Origin of the sequence: Halorientalis salina (assembly GCF_005049285.1) — an archaeon.
In the GTDB taxonomy this organism is placed as follows: Archaea; Halobacteriota; Halobacteria; order Halobacteriales; family Haloarculaceae; genus Halorientalis; species Halorientalis salina.
This window is the reverse complement of the sequence record NZ_SOSC01000006.1, coordinates 25,493-47,670: the sequence shown is the minus strand read 5'-3', so window position 1 is coordinate 47,670 and position 22,178 is coordinate 25,493. Positions and strand designations below refer to the sequence as shown.

Annotated in this window: 21 protein-coding genes; 5 read left to right on the top strand and 16 right to left on the bottom strand. The window is 67.2% G+C overall.

What is annotated here, in order from left to right; all coding sequences use genetic code 11:
* Window positions 1–42: 42 nt before the first annotated feature.
* A complete protein-coding gene (locus E2481_RS12165; protein ID WP_136717423.1) occupies window positions 43–678 on the bottom strand; it encodes a uracil-DNA glycosylase in 636 nt (211 codons plus the stop codon).
* 386 nt (window positions 679–1,064) lie between these two features.
* Here E2481_RS12165 and E2481_RS12160 point away from each other — a divergent pair, with 386 nt between their 5' ends.
* The 3 genes from E2481_RS12160 to E2481_RS12150 all read left to right on the top strand — a co-directional run bounded on the left by E2481_RS12160 (window position 1,065) and on the right by E2481_RS12150 (window position 6,291).
* Entirely contained in the window at window positions 1,065–1,853 is a 789-nt protein-coding gene (locus tag E2481_RS12160) for a hypothetical protein (RefSeq protein WP_136717422.1), read from the top strand.
* 89 nt (window positions 1,854–1,942) lie between these two features.
* Window positions 1,943–5,140 carry an isoleucine--tRNA ligase gene (ileS, locus tag E2481_RS12155; protein ID WP_136717421.1) on the top strand — a complete coding sequence of 1,066 codons (3,198 nt, stop codon included), beginning with the start codon at window positions 1,943–1,945 and terminating at the stop codon, window positions 5,138–5,140.
* A 224-nt stretch (window positions 5,141–5,364) separates the two neighbouring features.
* Window positions 5,365–6,291, top strand: a complete 927-nt coding sequence (locus E2481_RS12150) for an alpha/beta fold hydrolase (RefSeq protein WP_136717420.1) — start codon at window positions 5,365–5,367, stop codon at window positions 6,289–6,291.
* Between the two features lie 28 nt (window positions 6,292–6,319).
* On the opposite strand, the gene E2481_RS12145 is transcribed toward E2481_RS12150, so the two are convergent.
* The 7 genes from E2481_RS12145 to hemL all read right to left on the bottom strand — a co-directional run bounded on the left by E2481_RS12145 (window position 6,320) and on the right by hemL (window position 12,523).
* The gene (locus tag E2481_RS12145; RefSeq protein ID WP_136717419.1) at window positions 6,320–6,745 is read right to left on the bottom strand and encodes a hypothetical protein; all 426 of its coding nucleotides are present in this window, start codon (window positions 6,743–6,745) and stop codon (window positions 6,320–6,322) included.
* A gap of 58 nt (window positions 6,746–6,803) precedes the next feature.
* Complete coding sequence (locus E2481_RS12140) at window positions 6,804–7,652, bottom strand: ribose-phosphate diphosphokinase (RefSeq protein ID WP_136717418.1); 849 nt, start codon at window positions 7,650–7,652, stop codon at window positions 6,804–6,806.
* Window positions 7,653–7,729: 77 nt separating this feature from the next.
* The gene (locus E2481_RS12135; RefSeq protein ID WP_136717417.1) at window positions 7,730–8,530 is read right to left on the bottom strand and encodes an HVO_0234 family beta-propeller protein; all 801 of its coding nucleotides are present in this window, start codon (window positions 8,528–8,530) and stop codon (window positions 7,730–7,732) included.
* A 54-nt stretch (window positions 8,531–8,584) separates the two neighbouring features.
* Window positions 8,585–9,229 carry a hypothetical protein gene (locus E2481_RS12130; RefSeq protein WP_136717416.1) on the bottom strand — a complete coding sequence of 215 codons (645 nt, stop codon included), beginning with the start codon at window positions 9,227–9,229 and terminating at the stop codon, window positions 8,585–8,587.
* Window positions 9,226–10,080 (bottom strand): ABC transporter permease, encoded by an 855-nt coding sequence (locus E2481_RS12125; RefSeq protein ID WP_136717415.1) that lies wholly within the window; start codon window positions 10,078–10,080, stop codon window positions 9,226–9,228. The genes E2481_RS12130 and E2481_RS12125 overlap by 4 nt, the downstream gene beginning before the upstream one ends.
* Window positions 10,077–11,027, bottom strand: coding sequence for an ABC transporter ATP-binding protein (locus E2481_RS12120; protein WP_136717414.1), 951 nt, complete (start codon window positions 11,025–11,027; stop codon window positions 10,077–10,079). The genes E2481_RS12125 and E2481_RS12120 overlap by 4 nt, the downstream gene beginning before the upstream one ends.
* Window positions 11,028–11,182: 155 nt before the next feature.
* Window positions 11,183–12,523 (bottom strand): glutamate-1-semialdehyde 2,1-aminomutase, encoded by a 1,341-nt coding sequence (gene hemL / locus E2481_RS12115; RefSeq protein WP_136717413.1) that lies wholly within the window; start codon window positions 12,521–12,523, stop codon window positions 11,183–11,185.
* A gap of 58 nt (window positions 12,524–12,581) precedes the next feature.
* Here hemL and E2481_RS12110 point away from each other — a divergent pair, with 58 nt between their 5' ends.
* Window positions 12,582–13,058 (top strand): hypothetical protein, encoded by a 477-nt coding sequence (locus E2481_RS12110; RefSeq protein WP_136717412.1) that lies wholly within the window; start codon window positions 12,582–12,584, stop codon window positions 13,056–13,058.
* A 260-nt stretch (window positions 13,059–13,318) separates the two neighbouring features.
* A complete protein-coding gene (locus E2481_RS12105) occupies window positions 13,319–15,196 on the top strand; it encodes an SLC13 family permease (protein ID WP_250137817.1) in 1,878 nt (625 codons plus the stop codon).
* A 20-nt stretch (window positions 15,197–15,216) separates the two neighbouring features.
* Here the strand turns inward: E2481_RS12105 and lrp are convergent, their stop codons facing one another.
* The 8 genes from lrp to hemB all read right to left on the bottom strand — a co-directional run bounded on the left by lrp (window position 15,217) and on the right by hemB (window position 22,113).
* Window positions 15,217–15,684 carry an HTH-type transcriptional regulator Lrp gene (lrp, locus tag E2481_RS12100; RefSeq protein ID WP_136717410.1) on the bottom strand — a complete coding sequence of 156 codons (468 nt, stop codon included), beginning with the start codon at window positions 15,682–15,684 and terminating at the stop codon, window positions 15,217–15,219.
* Between the two features lie 64 nt (window positions 15,685–15,748).
* Entirely contained in the window at window positions 15,749–16,102 is a 354-nt protein-coding gene (locus E2481_RS12095; protein ID WP_136717409.1) for a P-II family nitrogen regulator, read from the bottom strand.
* Entirely contained in the window at window positions 16,102–17,565 is a 1,464-nt protein-coding gene (locus E2481_RS12090) for an ammonium transporter (protein ID WP_136717408.1), read from the bottom strand. The genes E2481_RS12095 and E2481_RS12090 overlap by 1 nt, the downstream gene beginning before the upstream one ends.
* Window positions 17,566–18,047: 482 nt before the next feature.
* Window positions 18,048–18,545 carry a DUF7519 family protein gene (locus E2481_RS12085; protein ID WP_136717407.1) on the bottom strand — a complete coding sequence of 166 codons (498 nt, stop codon included), beginning with the start codon at window positions 18,543–18,545 and terminating at the stop codon, window positions 18,048–18,050.
* Window positions 18,542–19,828 (bottom strand): DUF58 domain-containing protein, encoded by a 1,287-nt coding sequence (locus E2481_RS12080; RefSeq protein ID WP_136717406.1) that lies wholly within the window; start codon window positions 19,826–19,828, stop codon window positions 18,542–18,544. Before E2481_RS12080 ends, E2481_RS12085 begins: the two co-directional genes overlap by 4 nt.
* A complete protein-coding gene (locus E2481_RS12075) occupies window positions 19,825–20,370 on the bottom strand; it encodes a DUF7269 family protein (RefSeq protein WP_136717405.1) in 546 nt (181 codons plus the stop codon). The genes E2481_RS12080 and E2481_RS12075 overlap by 4 nt, the downstream gene beginning before the upstream one ends.
* A complete protein-coding gene (locus E2481_RS12070; protein ID WP_169302433.1) occupies window positions 20,370–21,056 on the bottom strand; it encodes a DUF4129 domain-containing protein in 687 nt (228 codons plus the stop codon). Before E2481_RS12070 ends, E2481_RS12075 begins: the two co-directional genes overlap by 1 nt.
* 76 nt (window positions 21,057–21,132) lie before the next feature.
* Complete coding sequence (gene hemB / locus E2481_RS12065) at window positions 21,133–22,113, bottom strand: porphobilinogen synthase (RefSeq protein ID WP_136717403.1); 981 nt, start codon at window positions 22,111–22,113, stop codon at window positions 21,133–21,135.
* Window positions 22,114–22,178 lie beyond the last annotated feature (65 nt).

Sequence of the window (22,178 nt, the reverse complement as noted above, 5' to 3'; positions counted from 1 at the left end):
AACTTCTTTAGGATGGTCTTAATGCATGTAAAACAGCATAATTCAGCAGTATTCGAGAATTGATGAAAACTTCTCGATGTATTCGTCGCGGGTGTCCCCCAGGCGGCCGAGCCACACGTCCTGATAGCTCGGGTGCAAGAGCGGAACCACGGTCGTTCCGAGCGCGGGGGACTCGACCGGCTCCAGCACGGCGTCGAGAAAGCCGTTCACCTCGCGGTCGTCCATGGCGAGGACGGACTTCGTGGCGTGTTTGCCCGTGGGGACGACGGCCCGGGGGGCGACGGTCTCGATCTCCTCGCGGAGGTACGGCCGGCAGGTGTCCCGCTCGGCCGCCGTCGGCTCCCGGTTGGTCGGCGACTCGGCGTCGGGGTCGGCGGGGAAACACTTCACGGCGTTCGTGAAATAACAGCGTTCGGGACCGTAGCCCGCGTCCGCGAGCAACTCGCGGATGCGCCGGCCGGAGTGGCGGGAAGTGTAGGCCATCCCAGTCCAGTTGCCGCCCTGCCACCGGTCGGCCTCGGGGTCGCCCGCACCGGGTGCCTCGCCGACGACGACCAGATCGGCGTCCAGCGGACCGTTCCCCCACGAGATACACTCCCGGGACTCGACCAGCGCGGGACAGCGCCGGCAGTCGGTCGCGAGCGGGTTCCTGGACCCGGGGTCGGGGAACTCGGGCATCGTCGGCCAGTTTCCGTGCGATCCAGTTGAGCGGTTCGTTCCGGGCCGCTCGTCCTCAACGCCAGCAAGGAGGAATGCCGGCGCGACGGGAGAGTCGGTTCTGGGCGTTTGCCGTCGGTGCGGGCTATTATACGGCGGTTCTGCTCGTACTGTGACTGGGAGTCTCCCGAAGCGGACTCTCTCCCAGCTCCGTTCATTTGCGTCGCGGTTGCCCGTTCGTATCTGTTCGCTCGCCCACTCATCCAGCCATTACCCGAGTAAGTTGTCCCGGTGGGCCGATTCCGGGGCCAGATAACCAAACGGGTAGACCGAATTCGTTCGAATGCGTGCTAGCGTCGACGCGGTCGACAGCGACCGAGACCGGTCGGCAACACTGCCCTCCACCCATGACTGACGACTCCACGAACTCGACCGACGGCGTACCGCTCGACGACCTGCCTCTGGAAAACACGCGACGAACCCTGCTCCGTGCCCTCGGCGGGACGGCCGTCGTCGGCGCGATGTCGGGGATCGCCGCCGGTGGCGACGATGACGACCACGACGACGGCCAACCAGTCGCGCACGAGCGACTTTCGTTCTGGATTTTCGACCTGCTCGAACTGCACGGTTTGTCGACTCACGACGACGCGATTACCCTCGAGGAACTCAAACTCGAAGGGCCCGTCGGGAACGACACCGACGCCGAGTTGCTGTGCGTGACTGACCTCGAAGCAGTCGTCGAGGACGACCACCTCACGGAACTCAACCACGGCTCGCTCGAATTCCACGGGACGGTCGAATCCGACGTCGAATCGATGATACGGGGTGACGACGAGCGAGTCGATGACGTTCGCGACCTGATGGTGTCCATCCTGAACTCGAACGAGGACGAGATTCACGACGCGGTCGAACCCGCACTCGAAGACGGCCAGGCCGCGCTGCTGGACCTCGCTCCCTCTCTCGGCGACCAGTTCGAGAGTGCATTCGACGACATCCTCGACGAACTCGAAGCGGAACTCGACGAGGCGGGCGGCGTCGAGGAACTGTCCGAGCAGTGTATCGCGGAGATCGACGAGCGTGGCGTGCTGGCGCTCGTCGAGACGGAGTTCGGGTTCACGTGTCTGCTTTTGTTCCTGTTCTCCTTGCTCACGGTCCTCTCGGAACTGGAGACCGATTCCCTGGACCTCCCGGTGTAGCCGCCCGCGTTCGGTTTTTTCACGCCGATGGGACCCTGGGCCGCTGTCGGACCGATTCCCCTTTAGTCCCGGCCGCGAATGGGGCACACATGAGCAGGTTCGATCCGGTCGACGACCAGTACGACCCGCAGACGGTCGAGGAGGGGGTTTTCGATTACTGGGACGCGGTCGACGCCTACGAGCAGACCAAAGACCACAGGGCCGACGGCGAGCCGTACTTCTTCGTCGACGGCCCGCCGTACACCTCTGGGTCGGCCCACATGGGGACGACCTGGAACAAGACGCTCAAAGACCTCTACATCCGCTATCTCCGCATGCAGGGCTACGACGTGACCGACCGCCCTGGCTACGACATGCACGGGCTCCCCATCGAGACGAAAGTCGAGGAGCGACTGGGCTTCGAGAACAAGAAGGACATCGAGGAGTACGGCGAGGAGGCCTTCATCGAGGAGTGCAAGGAGTTCGCCGACGAGCAACTCCAGGGGCTCCAGGACGACTTCAAGTCCTTCGGCGTCTGGATGGACTGGGACGACCCCTACAAGACGGTCGACCCCGAGTACATGGAAGCGGCCTGGTGGGGGTTCCAGCAGGCCGACGACCGCGGGCTCGTCGAGCAGGGACAGCGCTCTATCTCCCAGTGTCCCCGGTGTGAGACCGCCATCGCCAACAACGAGGTCGAGTACGACCACGTGCAGGACCCGTCGATCTACGTGAAGTTCTCGCTGCGCGAGAAGGAGGGTTCCCTGGTTATCTGGACCACCACGCCATGGACGATTCCAGCCAACACCTTCGTCGCCGTCGACGGCGACGCGACCTATCAGGCCGTCGAGGCCCAGCGGGGCGGCCAGACGGAGACGCTGTACCTCCACGAGGACTGTGTCGAAGACGCCCTCGAACAGGGCGGCTACGGCGATTACGAGGTAATTGAGGAAGTCGCCGGCGAGGAGATGGTCGGCTGGGAGTACGACCACCCGCTGCGCGAGGAAGTGCCCGACGCCCCGAGCGGCGAGGGGACGCTCCAGGTCTACACCGCCGACTACGTCGAGGCAGATCGAACAGGCCTGGTCCACAGCGCGCCCGGCCACGGTGAGGTGGACTTCGAGCGCGGGCAGGAACTCGGTCTCGACATCTTCTGTCCCGTCGGCCCCGACGGCGTCTACGAGGACGCTGCCGGCAAGTACGCCGGCGAGTTCGTCAAGGACGCCGACGAGGCGATCATGGGCGATCTGGAGGCGAACGGCAACCTGCTCGCCCGCGACACCGTCCACCACGACTACGGTCACTGCTGGCGGTGTGACACGGGCATCATCCAGATCGTCACCGACCAGTGGTTCATCACGGTCACCGACATCAAAGACGAGTTGCTCGACAACATCGAGGAGTCGGAGTGGTACCCACAGGAAGCCCGGGACGTGCGCTTCCGGGACTTCGTCGAGGACTCGCCGGACTGGAACGTCTCCCGGCAGCGCTACTGGGGGATCCCGATTCCTATCTGGACTCCCGAAGACTGGAGCGGAGAGATGGACGAGGCCATCGTCGTCGGCACCCGCGAGGAACTCGCAGAACGGGTCGACCAGGACATCGACCCCGACACGGTGGACATCCACAAGGGGACCGTCGACGACCTGACCATCACCGAGGACGGCACCACGTACACGCGCGTCGGCGACGTCTTCGACGTGTGGCTCGACTCCTCGGTGGCGACCTGGGGAACCATCGGCTTCCCGAGCGACGAGGAGACCTTCGAGGAACTGTGGCCCGCCGACCTCATCATGGAGGCCCACGACCAGACCCGCGGGTGGTTCTGGTCGCAACTGGGTATGGGCTCGGCCGCGATGGGCGAGGTACCCTACGAGCAGGTCCTGATGCACGGGTGGGCGCTGGACGAGGACGGTCGGAAGATGTCCAAGTCGCTTGGCAACATCGTCGAACCCGGCGAGGCCATCGACCGCCACGGCAGGGACCCCATGCGCCTCTTCCTGCTGTCGGTCAACCCGCAGGGCGACGACATGAAGTTCTCCTGGGACGAGATGGCCGAGATGAAACGCCGACTCAACATCCTCTGGAACGTGTTCCGGTTCCCGCTCCCCTATATGCGGATGGACGAGTTCGACCCCGAGAGCGTGGACGTCCGGGACGCCGAGACGGAACTCGTCGACGAGTGGGTGCTCTCCCGGCTCCAGAGCGTCACCGCCGAGATGACCGAGTACATGGAGGACTTCGAGCAGCACAAGGCGCTCGACGCCTTGCTTTCGTTCGTCGTCGAGGACGTCTCGCGGTTCTACGTCCAGACCGTCCGCGACCGGCTCTGGGAGGAGGACGACAGTTCCTCGAAGGAGGCCGCGTACGCCACGCTGTATCACGTCCTCGAAGAGACGGTCGCGCTGTTCGCGCCGTTCTCGCCCTTTATCGCCGAGGAGATCTATCAAAACCTCACGGGTGACGCCGGGTTCGATACGGTCCACATGAAAGACTGGCCCGACCGATCAGAGTTCTGGCACGACGAGGCCCTGGAGGCCGACGTCGCGGCCGTCCGTGCCGCGGAGGAAGCCGGCTCGAACGCCCGCCAGCAGGCCGAACGGAGCCTCCGCTGGCCGGTCACCGAGGTCATCGTCGACGTCACGACCGGTGAGGACCTGACGGCGTCGCTGGCGAACCGGACCGACATTCTGGCCGAGCGGCTCAACGCCCGCACGGTCACGGTCGTCGATCCCGAGGAGGACTGGGGCGAGATCACCTTCTCGGCGGAGGCCGACATGAGTCTGCTCGGTCCCGAGTTCGGCGACGAGGCCGGCCGCGTCATGAACGCACTGAACGACGCCCGGGTCACCGAGCAGTCCCTCGACGCGCTGGAAGCCGCGGTCGAAGACGAACTCGGTCGCGAGGTCGACCTGACCGAGGAGATGGTCGAGTTCGTCCGCCACACCCCCGAGGACATCAGCGGCACCGGCTTCGAGGCTCTCGACGGGAGCGGGTCGGTGTACGTCGACACCGAACTCACCGAGGACATCGAGAGCGAGGGGTACGCCCGCGAGGTCATCCGCCGCGTCCAGGAGATGCGCAAGGACCTCGACCTGGACATCGAGGAGCGCATCGCTGTCGATCTGGACATCGACGACGACCGGATCGCCGACCTCGTGCGGGAACACGAGGGCCTCATCGCCGAGGAGGTCCGCGCCGACGAGTTCGGCGCGGTCGAGGACGGCCACCGGAAGGACTGGGAAGTCGAAGGCGTGACGATGACGATCGCGGTCGAGCCGCTGGCGGCGGCTGAAGCGTCTGACTGAACAGCCGGTACTTTTTCCCCAATTCACGATCCACCGCGCCCCGATAGCGACGGAAACCTGCATTCACGATGGGTGAACCATCAGCAGCATCGCAACTATCTGTATATATTGCCGTACATATACGGCTAGTTATAAACGACAATTTCGTTTCACACCATAGCATAAAAAATAATAATATAAAACTAGCGAAAATTTACAATTAGTATCGCGGTGAATGCCAATCTGTGACTCGTTCACACGAATCACTGATTGGGAGCATCGACGCGGAAGAAACGCGGACAGCGGTGAGCAGGCGGACGTTCCTCCGGGGAGCGGCGACGGCGGTCGTCGGTGCGGGCGGTGTGACGGCGCTTTCCGGACCGGCCGCAGCGAAGTCGGACTCGGAGAACGCCGAGGCACCGGACGGCTACCCGCGGGTGAGCACTCGCGACCACTTCGACGACAACGGGTCGCTCGTCGGTGGGAACACCGATCAGAACTACGACGTCGAGGGCGACCTCGGGAGCGGCGAACTCCTCCTGTTCGTCCACGGCTGGAACAACGACGACGCCAACGACGACGACGTGAACTCGGCCTACGAGTGCCAGCTGGCGTTAGAGCAGAACGGCTACGGGGGCAACGTCGCCGCCTACAGCTGGGACTCGGACAAGGGCGACAGCTGGGATCTGGGCTGGTCGACGGCCAAGGACATCGCGGAGAAAAACGGGCCGAAACTGGCGAACTTCGTCACCGACCGGTCCGGTCCGGTCCGACTCGTCGGGCACTCGCTGGGCGCGCGCGTCGCGATCTTCGCGCTCCAGTCGCTCGAAGACGACTTCGGCGCGGCCGACGCCGTCGAATCGGTGACGCTGGTCGGTGGGGCCATCGCACGGGACGCCCCCTCGCTGGACGCCGGCTGGTTCGACAGCGAGTACGGCGACCACATCGAGTACGCCACCCGGCAGTTCGACAACTTCTACGCCGACGACGACGAGGTCCTGGAGTACGTCTTCGAGACCCGCGAGTTCGAGGACGCCGTCGGCGAGAAGGGCATCGACGGCCCGGCCCCCGACAACTACACCGACGTCGACGTGACCGCCGGCATCGACGCCCACGGCGACTACTACAAGCGGGACGTGGGGTGTGTCCCGCAGATCGTCGGCCAGTTCTGACGGTCCCACTGCGAGTGGCCGGCGACGGCTACCCGCGCGACCTGTCGTTCAGGGCTTTCGCTGCCCCGCTGTGATACACCAGATAGTAGGCGACCGGATAGGAGACGAACACGATGGCCGGCCGGGCGACGGTCGCCATCGAGCCGGCGTCCGACAGCGCGACGTGCGCGAGCAGTATCAGCACGATCTGGACGCCAGCGACGGCGAGGACGAAATCCGCCAGACGACCCACCGATCTATCGGCCCGGACGAACGCACTGGCCGTCGGTGCGGCCAGCAGTCCCGTTCCGGCGACGACGACGGCCAGCGACGGCAGCGGCGCCGACAGCACCGTCAGCGCGAACACGACCACTGGCTGCCCGAACAGGAACAGGAAGGCGACGAACGAAAGCAGCAACCGCCGACGGGCCGACTCGGGGGCGGCCCGGTCCGGCATCTCCGTGGGGTCGCCCATCGTGGCACTAACTACCACGCTCGCCCTCTTCATCCCTCTGCTGGGGCAGTCCGCCGCCTCAGAGCGAGTCGGCGACGACGGGAGCGACGCTGACGGCGCTGACGGGTCGTTCGATGGTGTCGGTGCCGAAGACGGTCTCGACGCCGGCCCTGGCGAGTTTCGTGTGGGCGTTCGCCGCGAGCATCGGGTGGACGCAGGTGACGAACACGCGGGCCGCGCCGCGCTCTTCGAGGACGGCGACGGACTCTGACATCGTCGATCCCGTGGCGATGATGTCGTCGGTCAGGACCACGTCCCGGCCCTCGACGTCGGTGTCGCTGGGTTCGATTTCGACCTCGCTGCCCGACAGGCGCGTCTTCTCGAAGAAGTCCGTCTCGCCGCCGCCGTAGGTCTCTCGGACCGTCTCGGCGATGCCGATCGCCCCCTCGTCGGGCGAACAGAAGACCGGTTCGACCAGGTCCTCGGGCAGCGGGTCGGCCAGCAGCCCGGCCGCGTCGACGGTTTCAGCCGGGACCGAGAAGTGATCGGTCACGTCCGGTTCGTGCGGGTTCACCGTGAGGACGCGGTCGGTGCCGGTGCTGATGGCGCGCGCCATCGCGCGGACCGACACCGGCTGGCCCGGCTCGAAGGCCGCGTCCTGGCGTGCGTAGCCCATGTACGGCAGGACGGTGACGACCTCTTCTGCGCCGGCCTCGCGGACGGCGTCCTGCAGCTGGAGCAGTTCGATATGGGCGTCGCTGGAGACGGTCGAGGCGACGACGACGGCCCGATCGGCCTCGAACTCCCCGACTTTCCCCATCAGTTCCCCGTCGGGGAACCGCTCGAACTCGACCCCTGCGAGCGCCTCGCCGGTCGCCTCGGCGAGTGCGGCCGCGAGTGACTGCGACGTGGACCCACTAACAATCATATCCCAGCCGTCACCACCCGTAGTAAAACCACTTTTTCTTCGCTCCGTGCAGTGTCCTGTCCCGCCACCGCTGACCGTCAGGGGGCGACGGCCAGTCCACTCACGTCGCGCAGCCCCAGCGCCCGGTCGCGCCAGCCGTCGCCCGCGTCGACCAGCACCCGCCCGGTCTCGGTCACCGCGTAGGTCCCCGGCCCGTGGGCCAGCGCCACGACTGTTTCGTCCGCCGGGAACTCGCGGTCGCGCCACTCGCCGTCGACGTGTTCGTAGAGCGTCTCCCCCGACGCGGCGTGGGCGCGCTCGCCGTCGCGTGCGACGGCCGTGAAGGCCCCGTCGAGCGCCCGCGCCCAGCCGGGACCGAGGTAGTACAGCCCGTCGCCAGTCGCCGCCAGGGGCGTGCCCGCCGCGGCCACGTCGCGCACGTCGTCCAACCCCACGTGATCGAGCCCCTCGTCACCGATTCGAGCGATCCCCTCTGCGGTTGCGACGAGGTCGCCGTCGATGGCTCGCACCGACCCGCCGGTCCCGAGCGTCGTCCACTCGCTCCCGTCGTAGCGGGCGACTCGACCATCGGTATCGCCCGCCAGCAGGTCCCCGTCGGCCAGTGCCACGGCGCTCGCGGGGCCGAAGCCGGTCTCCCGGAACTCTTGGTCGGTCCTGTCCGCGACGAGTACGTCCTCGTCGGTCGCGACGGCCAGCCGATCGGCGTCGGTGGCCACGTCGGTCGCCGTACACCGGTGGACCAGCGAGAACTCGCCGACGATGTCGGCCGAGACCGAGACGACGGCCAGACCGAGGCCGGTGGCGACGTACAGCTCCGTCGCGTCCGATTTCGCGGCGTAGACGCGCTTCTCGTCGATGCTGATGTCCTCGTCGCTCATACCAGAACCCCAGAGGGCCGTTCCCGAAAGCCTACCGACTGCGTCGTCCGGGGGTCAGGGTCGCGAGGAGAGGTAGCCGCCGACGCCGATGGCGACCACGCCGACGACCGAGGCGAGAAGCCGAACGAGGTTCTGCCCGGCCGTCAGCGGCGGCGAGTCCGTTCGCGTGCTCATCAGGTCGTACCGGGCGATCTGCTGTCGGCGCTCCTCGATGGAGGGCGTCGACTGGTTCGCCTTCGAACTGGTCTCGTTGCCCGACGCGCTCTCGTTGGTCGTGCGCTGTCGCTCCTGCTGGCGTCGCTGCTCGCGCTCGGCCGCGCCGACGGGTTCGTCGGCAGGCGGTAAGTCGGCGTCCGGCGGGCGCTCGATGGCGACGGTCCCGGCCAACCGCTGGGCTCTGGCGTCCTCCGCCTCATCCGCCGCGCTCGCGTACTCGAAGTCCGACGCACCTGATCCCTTCGGGACGGTGTAGCTGCCGCCGTTCCGGAGGGCCGCGACGTACAGCTCCTGGCCGCGCTCCGAGAGGTTCTCGTAGGCGATAACGTCGACGCCGTTCGCTTCGAGTTGCGTGCCGTTCGCCGTCGTCCCCGCTCTTGTCTCGTGGAACAGGATGGGCTGGACCGGGACCAGTGCGGGCACGACGAGCATGACGATACCGAGCGCGACGAGGACGCGGGCGAGCGGGAGGTCTCGAATCATTCCAGATCACTCCCCTCGAATCGCACGTAGCCGACGACGAGCGGGACCGTCAGCCAGACGGCGAAGACGACGAGAGAGAACTCGTCGGTGAGGTAGACGGGTAACTCCCCGCCCGCCTCGAGGCTCCCTCTGAACACCTCCTGTTGCATCTCCGTCGGGAGGACCAGGTTCAGGGCCTTCCGGAAGGCGATGTACGGGCTGGTGTAGGTGACGGCGTCGTAGAGGTGCGGGTTCGGCTCCATCCCCAGCATCGTGTCGTGGACCCACTGGACGAGCGCGGTGATCCGGATGGTCGGCACCAGATACAGCACGATCAGGACGAAGTAGGATCCGACGGCCGCGCCGATGGCTCGACTCCGGGCCCCGACCGCCGAGGACAGCGCCACCGCGACGGCGACGAACACCGACCCGTACAGCAGCGACACGAGGTAGGTTCCGAGGACGACGCCGACCGGGAACGCGCCGTGTCTGGCGACCGCGACGGCCGTCGCCGCCAGGAAGATGAAGGTCAGGCCGGCCGCGACGACGGCGAGGCGACTGGCCAGCTTCCCGAGGAACACGTCCCGTCGCGTGTTCGGGAAACTCAGCAGGAACTTGATACCGCCGCTCTCGCGCTCGCCGGCGATGGACATGTAGCTGGCGACCAGCGCCACGATGGGCAACAGCACCGCCAGGACCATCCCGAACGATCGGAACGTGTTCTGGACCTGCTCGGTGGCAGAGAGCCGATACCCCTGGGAGCCGTACGCGATCAGCACCGCCAGTAGCGCGAACAGCGTCGTCGCGAACCAGAGCGCGCGCGACCGGCGCGCGCTCAGGAAGTCCTGTTTGGCGACGGTGCGGACGCTCACTGTGCCACCTCCGTCGCCGCTTGCTCGGAATCGGCGTCGTCGCCGTCGCGCCCGCCGTCGGTCAGGTCGTTGAACAGCGCCTCCAACGACACCGACTCCGAGAGGATGTCGACGATCTCGGCCCGCTCGGCGACGTGCGTGACCACGTCGACCTTCGCGCTCGCACCGGTACAGGTGACCGACAGCGTCCGCTCGTCGACCGCGACGTCGGTGACCACGTCCAGGTCGGCGACTCCCAGCTCGGTCGGCGGCGTCGCACACTCCAGTTGGATGGTCGCGGGCCCGCCGGCGCTCTCCCGGAGGCCCTCGATGGTGTCGACCGCGACGAGTTCGCCCTCGTTCATCACGCCGACGCGGTCACAGACCGCCTCGACCTCCGCCAGGTGGTGGCTGGAAAAGAAGACGGTCGTTCCCCGCTCGGCCTGCTCGCGGACGATCTCGCGCATGTTCTGGATGCCGTTGGGGTCCAGTCCCGTCGAGGGCTCGTCCAGGATGAGCAGGTCCGGGTCGCCGGCCAGCGCCATCGCGAAGGCCAGGCGCTGTTGCATCCCCGTCGAGTAGTCGGCGGCGAGCCGGTCGGCGTCGCCCGTGAGCCCGACCAGATCGATCAGTTCGTCGGGGTCGTCGTCGGCTTCCTTCGTCTCGATGGCCCATTCGAGGTACTCCCGACCGAGCAGGGGGTCGTCGAACCCGAATCCCTCCGGGAGGACGCCGACGCGGCGGCGCACCGCCGCGGGCCGTTCCTGGGCGTCGATGCCTAACACTTCTATGTTCCCGCTGGTCGGGCGGATGAAGTCCAGCAGGAGGTTGATCGTGGTCGACTTCCCGGCCCCGTTCGGGCCGAGGAAGCCGAAGATCTCTCCCTCCTCGACGGTGAGGTCGAGGTCCTCGACCGCGTGGACGTCACCGAAGGACTTCGTCAGTCCGGTAGTCTCGATGGTCGCCACGCTTACCCCACCTCCTCGGCGAGACTGGTCGCGTCGTGGTCTGTTGCCGATGCGCGTCGGGGAGGGCCGTCGATGGACAGGGGACCGTCCATACCTACCGCCTCTCAGTCCTGGCCGATTAGCCTTCTGATTGATACCGCCGATTCAGCACTGAATCAAAGTGCCTGCTTGTACGCTTCCAGGGTCTCCTCGACGTCCTCGCCGGTGTGTGCGTGCGTGACGAACTGGGACTCGTACTGGTTCTGCGAGAGGAACACGCCCTGTTCTTTCATCTGCGGCCAGAAGACGCGCCGCCAGCGGTCGGTCTCCCCGGCGGCCACGTCGCCACCGGTCTTGGGACACCGCTCGTAGCGCGGACAGTCCTCGCGCTGCTCGCAGCCACCCTCGCAATGTCCTTCGAAGGTATCGGGGGCTTCCCGAGTAAAGACGAGCTTGAACATTCCGTCGGTGCCGGTGACCGTGTACTCGGGAGCCTGGTCCTCGACGATGTCCTGCAGGCCAGACCTGAGCTGCTCGCCCAGGCCGTGGATGTGGTCGTGGACGTCGTGTTCGGCGGCGTACTTGAGCGATTCCAGCCCGGCGGCCATCGTCACGGGATGACCCGAGAAGGTGCCGGCCTGGAACACGTCGCCGGAGGGCGTGAACTGCTCCATGAGCCGGGCCGCGCCACCGATGGCCCCGACCGGGAAGCCGCCGCCGATGAGTTTGCCGAACGTCGTCAGGTCTGGCTCGATGCCGAACTTCCCCTGGGCACACTGGAGGCCGCCCACGCGGAAGCCGGTGATGACCTCGTCGAAGATCAACAGCGAACCGTGTTCCTCGGTGAGGTCCCGCAGCGTCTCGTGGTAGCCGTCGACCGGCCGGACGATACCGTAGTTGGCGAGGATGGGCTCGACCAGGACGGCCGCGATCTCGTCGCCGTAGTCCTCGAAGACGCGGTGGGCGGCCTCTTTGTCGTTGAACGGGATCGCGAGCGTCTCGTCGGCGAAGGACTGGGGGATGCCCGGGCTCGACGGGCGGGTGTCGTCGTACTCGCCGTCGACGAGGGTGGTCTCCTGTGCGCCGTGGTAGCCGCCCTGCATGACGACGATCTTGTCACGGCCCGTGTGTGCGCGGGCGAGCCGGCAGGCCGACACCGTCGCCTCGGTCCCGGAGTTGACGAAGCGGAGCATCTCGACGCTCGGGACGTGCCGCGTGACGAACTCGGCGTGTTCGACCTCGATCTCGGTGGGCATCCCGAACATCGGCCCTTCGCTGGTCCGGGATTGAACGGCCGCCTCGACCGGCTGGGGCAGGTCGTGGCCGTACAGCAGCGGACCCAGACCCATCACCCAGTCGACGTAGCGGTTGCCGTCGGCGTCGATGACGTGCCCGCCGTCGCCGTGTTCGATGAAGGGAGGATACGGCTCGATGGCGGCACGGACCGCGGAGTTGACGCCGCCGGGCATGACCGACAGCGCCCGGTCGTACAGGTCGCGCGACTCGTCGTGGTTCATATTGCGGCGTTGGACCACCAGCAGAAAGTAATTACTGTGTCCGGCTTGCAGCCGGCATATGTTCGCCACGCGTCGCAGACTGCTGGCTGGCCTGCTCTCAGTCCCCTTGGCCGGCTGTTCCGGTGAGGGTTCGAGTGAGGACCCGAACGCGGTGTCCTGTGCCATGCGGGCGCCCCGGCATCCCCAACGCGAGGGCGTCCGCCTCCAGGGCGTGACGACGTACGAGGGGGAGTTCGTCGTCGGCGTCCAGCTCGACCGCCCCGAGATATCGGTCAGCGAGGCGACCGTCTCTCACGAGGGCGACGAGGTCGTGACCCACGCTGCCGAGCCAGCCCGCGACGCCGAGGCAGACGACATTCCCGACGGATTGTTCCCCAAACTCGACGCGACCGACGAGACTCGCGAATTCTACGTCCGCTGGCCCAGCCCCGAGGTTCCGTTCGATCGCACCTACCGCGTCACACTGACCGACGACGGCACCCAGGTCGACGCGTTCACGGTCGGTGGTTCCTGCCGTCGGCACGACTCGACCTAAGACGCCATCCTGCTGAACGCACGTCCAGAAAACATGCGCATGGGATTCGCCGCCGGTCCACCCGAACCGGACCGGATTTTCGATTTTCGCGAAGGCCGAGGCGGCGACGACGGGCCGGGCGGGACGTCTCCGTCGCCGCCTTCGCCGGCTTGAAGTTCGCAGCCCGCATCGACCGTCGTATCATGCAGGGGCCCGTCCCGACACTCGACGTCGCCGCGCCGCTGGCAGCAGGGACCGTCGTCGGCGACGTGACGGTCGACATGCTCGTCGTCTTCGGGATCATCTTCGTCGCCCTGTTCCTGTTCGTCACGGAACTGTTGCCCATCGACGTGACCGCCATCTTCGTGATGGTGCTGTTGATACTGCTCGGTCCGGACGGCGTGGCCAACTTCACCCAGATCACGAGTAACGAGGGCATCTCGGGGTTCTCGAACCCGGCGACGATCACCGTCCTCGCGATGTTGATTCTCAGTTCGGGGATCAGCCAGACGGGCGTCGTCCAGATCGTCGGGCGGAAGATGGCCGCTTTCGCGGGCGACAGCTTAGACAGGCAACTGCTGGCCACGATCGGCGTCGCCGGCCCGGTGTCGGGCTTTATCAACAACACGCCCGTCGTCGCGATCCTCGTCCCCGTCGTCTCCGACATTGCCCACAAGGGCAAGACCTCCCCGTCGAAGCTCCTCATCCCGCTTTCGTTCGCCTCGATGTTCGGCGGGATGCTCACGCTCATCGGCACGTCGACGAACATCCTCGCCAGCGACGTCTCCGACCGGCTGCTGGGCGAGCCCTTCTCGATGTTCGAGTTCACTCAGCTCGGCATCGTCGTCTTCGTCGTCGGCTCGATCTACCTGCTCACTATCGGCCACCGACTGCTCCCCGAGCGGGTCCCCGCCGAGGAGGACTACATCCAGGAGTACGAACTCGAAGCGTACCTGACGGAGGTGGTCGTCACCGAGAACTCCCAGATGGTCGGGAAGACCGTCGAGACCGCCATCGACGAACTCGAGTTCGACGCCGACATCCTCCAGATCGTTCGGGGCGACGAGGAGTTCCTCGAGCCGATCGGCACGAAGGAACTCCAGTCGGGGGACACCCTCCGGCTGCGGACCGACCGGGAGACGCTCGGCACGCTCGTCGAACGCGAGACGCTCTCGCTGTCGGGCACACCGGAGACCGACGCGGACCTCGAACCCGACTCGACGGACGAACAGACCATCGTCGAGGTCGTCATTCCCCGGGGCTCCTACCTCGTCGGCGAGTCGCTGGCGAGTTCGACGTTCCGGCAGCGCTACGACGCCAACGTCCTGGCGTTCCGGAGCCGTGGCGGGACGATCCGGGAGGGAATGGACAGAAAACGGCTCCGCGTCGGCGACACGCTCTTGCTCCAGGCGCCGCCGGACAGCATCGACCGGCTCTCGCGCAACGACGACTTCATCGTCGCCCACGAACCCGAATCCCCCGACTATCGGACCGAAAAGATCCCGCACGCGGCCGCGATCATGGCCGGCGTCGTGGGGCTCGTCGCGATCCCGTTCGGGGCCATCGGCTCGGCGCTGGCCGGCGCGACCGGGATCGCCGCCTTCGAGGCGCTCTCTGCCCTCTCGCTTCCGATCCTGCTCACCGCGCTGATGGGCGTGGTCGCGATGGTCGTGGCGGGCGTCATCAAGCCGAACGAACTCTACGACGCCGTGGAGTGGGACGTGATCCTGTTGCTCGCGGGCATCATCCCGCTCGGCATCGCGCTCGAACAGACCGGCGGGGCCGACCTCCTCGGGAGCCTGGTCGCCTCGACCGCCGAGTTCCTCCCCGTCATCGGCGTCCTGTGGGTGTTCTACGTCGCGACGGGGCTCATCACCGGCGTCATCTCGAACAACGCGAGCGTCGTGTTGATGATCCCGGTCGCGATCGAATCGGCCGCGCAGATCGGCGCGAACCCCTTCGCGTTCGTCATGGCAGTGACCTTCGCCGCCTCGACGGCTTTCCTGACGCCCGTGGGCTACCAGACCAACCTGTTCGTCTACGGGCCCGGCGGGTACAAGTTCGCCGACTTCTTTCGGGTGGGCGCGCCGCTCCAGCTCCTCCTCTCGGTGGTGACGGTGCTGGGGATCGCGTTCTTCTGGGGCCTGCGCCCGGCGTGACCTGGAAAAAAAGAGCCCAATCAGGCTTCGCCGTTTTCGAGGTCGACGGCGAACTGCTCGTACTCCCGGACGGTCTCGAGGACGACGTTGGTCTTCATCGCCGTGATCGACGGGTCGGTGAGCAGGTCCTTGATCTCGGTGTTCATGCTGTCCGTGCTCTGGAACTTCCCGATGGCGACGACGTCGTCGCTGCCGGTGACCTCGTAGACGCCGACCATCCGGTCGTGGTCGTGGAGGCGTTGGACGACCGTCCCCAGGCCGTTGCCCTCGACGCTGAGCCGGAACACGGCGGTCACGTCGTACCCCAGCGCGTCGTAGTCGACGGTCGGGATGTACGACTCGATGACGCCCCGGTCTTCTAGGTCCGAGAGGCGCTTGGTGACGGTCGTCGCCGCGACGCCCGTCTCGGCGGCGATGTCACGCGCGCTCGCTCGGCCGTCGCCCAGCAGGGCGTTCACGATTCGTCTGTCAGTATCGTCGATATCCATTGTCCGGTTGTGGGTCCTGTCGTTCGCTGTAATCGCGGGGAAACAATAGCCGTGAGATCGCCGATCAGACCGCTTCCGGCCCGCTCTTGCCGGTCCGGATCTGGATGGCGTCGGCCACGTCGATGACGAAGATCTTCCCGTCGCCGGGGTCGCCCGTGTGGGCGGCCTCCTTGATCGCCTCGACCACGTCGTCGGCCGGCACGTCCGCGACGACGCACTCGAGTTTGACCTTCTCGTGGAGGTCGACGACGTACTCCTCGCCGCGCCACTGCCCTTTCTTGACCGGCTGGCTGCCGCGTCCGCGAACGTTGTTGACAGTCAGCGACGGCGCGCCGGCCTCGGCCAGCCCCTTCTTGACTGCGGTTAGCTTTCCTGGACGAATGTACGCAACGACCATCTGGATGTCACTTTCGCTCATTAGTTGTCACCTCCAGCAGACTCCGTCTGCTGTGCCCCCGACGTTCCGTCGGGACCTTCGTTGAACCGCTCGTATCCGCCGTCGGAACGGAGTTCCGACGAGTTCTCGTCCGTTTCACTCACGTGACCGCCGTCGGTCCGAATGGTACCGCCGTCCGCGACCGTCGACTGGTCGCCGTCACTGAATTCGGGGTAGGTCTCGACGCCGTGTTCGGAGATGTCGAGGCCTTCGCGTTCGTGTTCCGCGGTCACCCGCATCTGCCCGAGCGCCTTCAGGACGCCGAAGACGACCGTCGTCGCGCCGACCGTCCAGACCGTGATGAGGGCGACGCCAGCGACCTGCGCGACGAGGGCGCTCGTGCTGAACCCGTTGATCGAGACGAACGGGTACATGAGCGCGCCGAGCATCCCGGCGCTGCCGTGGACCGGGAAGACCGCACAGACGTCGTCGATCTTCAGTCTGGTCTCGACGAAGCTGAAGACGAGCGGGAGCTGGGCACCGGCGAGGCCGCCGGTGAGCATCGCACCCCACCAGGTCGCCGCGTCGGGGAACGCCGTGATGCCGACCAGGCCCGCGAGCAGGCCGTTGGCGACGTACAGCGTGTCGACTTTGCCGGTCTTGACGATGGACATCGCGCTCGCGCCGATGGCACCCATCGCCATCGCGAGCGTGGTTGCCATCGCGACGCGACCGACGTAACTGAACGCACCGAGTTCGATGACGCCCGCGTCCGTGACCGTCAGGACGGATGCGGCCGTCCCGACGTTGAACCCGTACCAGCCGAAGGCCAGGATGAGGGTTCCCAGCACTGCGAAGGTGATCGAGTGGCCCGGGATGACGTTCGCCGAACCGTCGGCGTTGTAGCGGTCGAGGCGCGGACCGAGCATCCACGCGGCCGTGAGGCCGGCGACGCCGCCCATGCCGTGGACGATCATCCCGCCCGCGAAGTCCTTGAAGCCGACGCCGGCGACGGTCGCCAGGAAGCCACCGGCCCACGTCAGGCCCGTGACGACAGGGTAGATGACCGCTGCCAGCAGGATGGTGTAGCTCATGTACGCGCGGAGTTTCGCGCGACCGGCCACCGCCCCGGAGACGATGGTCGCGGCCGTCATCGCGAACACCGCGCCGAACAGCCAGGACACCCAGCCGCTCGATCCCGCAGTCAGCGTCCCGACGATGCTGTACTCACCGCCACCCCCGGTTATCGATCCTACCATACTGGAGATGCCAGCACCGATGAGGAAGAACATCGTGACGCCGACGCTCCAGGTCAGCAGGTTCTTGGTCAGCTGGTTGGCCACGTTCTTCGAGCGAACCTGGCCCGCCTCCAGCATCGCGAAGCCTGCGTGCATGAAGAAGATCAGGAAGGTCACGACCAGCACCCACAGCAGGTTGATCCCCTCGACCAGCGCCGAGATCTCGGCCTCGCTCAACTGCAGGGGAACGAGCAGCTCACTCACCATTCGCGCTCACCCCGTACAGTTCCGGCACACTTCTTTGAGTGTTTGTACGCAATGCGCCCTGATTCTGAACCATTCGTTTGGTAGCTCACGGGAATAGGTCATGGAATACCACTACATAAGGGTTGGCTTGACGGTGTTTGAATTTGGGCGAGAATAATAGACGAGCGTCCAGATTACAATGAACTATTATCGATATAAGGTTGTATTCCGTCCAGTCTCTGGGCGTTCGTGAGGCTGAATTCCGGACGTTTGTCAACCGGGATTCGGCGTAATTTCCGAGAATAACTCGGCGCGCGCCGACTGGTATCCGAATGGGCGTTTCTACGTCTGTGTGGTAGCTGATCTATTTGATCTGGTGGCACTTTAGTTGAATATATGAAAATCAAAGGTGGTTTTGGACGTACTCGCGGTTCTAGAGACGACCAGTCTGACTGTGTCTCATGGGGCCTGGGATGGATCGCATCGACCGGTGGGGTTCCCGGTTACTCGCCGCCGCTTCGGGTCGACCCGAGCAGCGACGTGGTCAGGAGGACGGCTCCGCCCAGGAGCAGTGTCGTTCCGAGCGGCGTCGGGTCCACGGTGAGCGCCTGGGGGGCGAGTGCGACCCCGCCGACCGCGGTCGCGACGAGGGCCGTGCCCGCCACATGGGTCAGTTCGAGCGCCTGCGTCCGCGCTCGGGCATCGAAGGCCGTCCGTAGCTCGGTCGCCGTCTGCCCGACCGTCCAGGCGATCAGGGCGGCCGCGCTCGATCCGACGAGCGTCGGCGCACCCACGCCGCCGACTCCGGCAACGACCATCGCGGCGAACAGTCCGACGGCGCCGAGGGTGACGGCCGACCGCGACCCCGTGAGGCAGCCGACGGCCAGCGAACACAGCCCGGCAGCGCCCACGACGGTCGCCAGCCCGCCGACGGCCACCAGGACAAACCCCAGTGTCCCGAACGCGAGCGCACACACGGTGGCGACGCGGCCGGGTTTCACGCCGACCACCTCGCCGTTGCGAGGGCGCGGTCGAGGTCCCCGGTCGGCTCCCAGTCGACGGTCGGAATCCCGGTCGCCCGGAGTCGCCGGAGACGCTCTCGACGTTCGAGGCGCGCGAGTCGCTGGCCGGCCGTTTCGGTCGCCGTCGGGTCTGGACTGCAGACGGTGACGGGCGTCCCGGCCGCGTCGAGTCGCCGTGCCAGGTCGGCGACGCCGTCGTCACAGAGCGGCGTCAGCAGGACGACCGTCGCGTGGGGCGGCAGGCGGTCGGTCAGCCAGTCGTCCGTCTCTGCACCGCTGCCGTCGGCCGACAGTGCCGGGGGCGCTGCCGACAGCAACTCGCGGGCGCGGTGCTCGTGTTCGGCACCGCGACTCGGCGCGAGCCACGCCCGTTCGGCGCCGAGCGTCGCGATCCCGACGCGGTGCCCCTCGGCCAGCAACCCACTGAACAGCGTCGCTGCCGCCGTCTGCGCTCGTTCGATGGCCGTCGGCTCGCCGGCCGACGGGGCGAGCGCGGCCGCCAGGCGCGTGTCGACGGCGAGGACGACCGAGACGGCCCGCTCCTCGTGGAACTCGACGGTGGCGAGGTCGCCGGTCTTGGCTCGTCGCCGCCAGTCGATGCGACCGAGCGGGTCCCCGCGCTGATACTCCCGGACCGATCGGAAGGTCAGCCCCGACCCGGCCCTGTCGGTGGGATGCTGGCCCACGTACCGTGCCGCGATGGGCGGGAGTGACGGCGCGGCCCCCTCGGAGACTTTCGGTCGGTGACCGACGGTGTCGTCCCCGCTCACCGCTACCTGGGCCCGGCGCTCGATGACGCCGGTCACGTCGCGGACCACTGCCGTTCCCGGCCGGAACTCCCGACGGCCGTGGCCCGCTTCCACCTCGTAGCGCACCGTCGTCGCCGCGCCGGGTCTGAGCGCCGTCCCGACGCTCGCCGCCCCGTCGATGACAGTGAGCGTCTGGGGAACGCCGTCGGCGTATCGGAGTTCCGGGATCGTGCGCTCCCCGACGTTCCGGACCGTGAGCGTGACCGATACGATGGCTCCGGGTTCCGGGTCCTCGTCGTCGACGGTCCGCGAGACGGCCAGCGAGACGGGTGGCGGGGAGACGACCCGCTCGTAGGCCAGCAGGGCCACGCCGGCGGCGCTGACGAACAGCAGTGCCGGCGTCCGGGTCACCAGCGCGATCGCACCGGCGAGCAAGGCCGCGGCACCGACTCCCCGCCAGCGGCCCGTCCGACGGACGCCGGCCTCGATCTCGCCCTCCTCATCGACGCTCATCCGTCCTCGTCCTCCCCGAGCGCGGTCAGTTCGTCGACGACCCGGCGCGCCCGTCGAGTCGCGGTCGGTTCGCCGGTCACCACGGTCCGGAACCGCTCGGTGAGCGGTGCGGGGTCGTCGGCGAAGAAGGCGCTCGCCCGCGGGTCGTCGGTCCAGTCTCCCCGTTCCAGTCGGTCCCTGGCGGCCGCTCGCGAACAGTCGTGGTGTTCGGCCAGAACCGCCAGCGCGACTGCTTCGAGTCGGTCCCGGAGCGCGTCCAGATCGTCCCCGGAACCGACTGACAGGTCCCCGAGCTGGCGATCGAACCCCTCGCCCGGGACCCGGACGCCGGTTCGACCGTCCGGCGTCGGCAACTGCCCCGAGGCCGTGCTGGTCACGGACCGTTCGAGCCCGGTCAGAGTCCCGGCGGCGAGTGCGACCACCGCGACGCCGGCGAGTGCGAACAGCGTCCACCCCGTTCCCGCCACCGAGAGCGGCGTCAGCGTGAGGACGAGGCCCGCGCCGGTCGTCGCGAACCCGACCGCCAGCAACACGCGCTCCATCAGCGCTCACCCCCGTCGTCGAGTCGTTCCGCGGCGTCGCGGGCCTGCTGTTCCCGGCGCTCGGTCGGCGGCGCGTCGCCGTACCGCACCCGGTCGAACAGGTCGGTGAGCCGGTCGACCGCCTCGGGGTCGAACCCGTCCTCGACCGCCCGCCGGGCGTACTCCCGGGGCGTGGTCGTCTCGGGTCCGGCCACCTCGACGCGGTCGACCAGTCGCTGCCAGGCGCGATACACGTCGTTGGTCGCCTCGGCGTCCGGCGCGGCGAACTCGGGCGTCCCCGCCCGGTGCGGTTCGCGGTCCAGCCCCCGGTCCGGCTCCCCTTCTTCGGTCTCCGCGGCCACCGTCTCACCGCGGCGGAGGCCCGCGAGGCCAAGTCCGACGACGACGAGCGCCGTGACCCCGAACAGGAGCCGGCTGTCGATGCCCGGGAGGTATCCGGCGAGCAGCGACCGGAGGTCAAGCAGGCCGCAGTCGACGCAGTCGCCTCCGTCGTTCTCTCCGTCGATCGAGTCACCGCTCGCTCCGCTGTCGTTGGCGGCGGTGGTGTTGTTCTGTGCGGTGACCTCGCCCCCGGGCGACTCCACGGAGACGGAGGGTGCGGCGTCGTCGAGGGCGGCCGCGCCGACGGCGAACGCGACCGCTGCACAGCCGGCCGTCAGGACGGCGATCAGCGCGGTTCGGTCCACACCGTACGGTCCAGCCGCCACTCCCTTCAACCGATACCGACGTTTTCTGACCGAGAAACCGACCGAAACTGCCCGACTACAGCCGGTCCGCGATGTCCTCGGCGAAGTAGGTGAGAATCAGGTCCGCACCGGCCCGTTTGATGGACAGTAACGACTCGTAGGCGGCCCCTTCGAGGTCGAGCCACCCCTTCTCGGCGGCGGCGTGGAGCATCGCGTACTCGCCGCTGACGTTGTAGGCGGCGACCGGGTGGTCGTACTCCCTGCGGATCGCGCTGACGACGTCGAGGTAGGGGAGCGCGGGCTTGACCATCAGCACGTCCGCGCCCTGTTCGACGTCGAGTTCGACCTCGCGCATCGCCTCGCGGGCGTTGGCGGGGTCCATCTGGTAGTGGCGACGGTCGCCGAAGGCGGGCGCACCGTCGGCGGCGTCCCGGAACGGGCCGTAGAAGGCACTCTCGTATTTCGCCGCGTAGCTCATGATCGGCACGTCGGTGAACCCGTCGGCGTCCAGTCGCTCCCGGATCGCGCCGACCATCCCGTCCATCATCCCGCTCGGTGCGATCATCTCCGCGCCGGCCTCGGCGTGTGAGGCCGCGATCTTCCCGAGCAGGTCGAGCGTCTCGTCGTTCCTGACGGTGAGGTCCGGGGACTCGGCGGCGGCATCTTCGATGAGTCCACAGTGGCCGTGGTCGGTGTACTCACAGAGACAGACGTCGGTGATGACGTAGGCGTCGGTCTCGGCGGTGATCGCTCGCACCGCGCGCTGGACGACGCCGTCTTCGGCCCAGGCGCGGGAGCCGCGGTCGTCCTTCGACTCGGGGATGCCGAAGACGATGACCGCTTCGACGCCGGTCTCGCGGATTTCCTCGACGCGGGCGACCGCCTCGTCGACGGGGACGCGCTCGTGGCCCGGCATCGACTCGATGGGCTGGCGTTCGTCCGTCGTCGCGTCGACGAAGAGTGGGGCGATGAGGTCGCTGGCCGAGAGGTCGACCTCGCTGACGAGCGACCGGACGCCGTCGCGTCGCAGCCGTCGGGGGCGATGTGTGAGGTCCATACCCCAGGTATCGACGGTGCGCGCAAAAACCCACTGTTCGCGCCGGTCGTCGTTCCGTTCGTCTC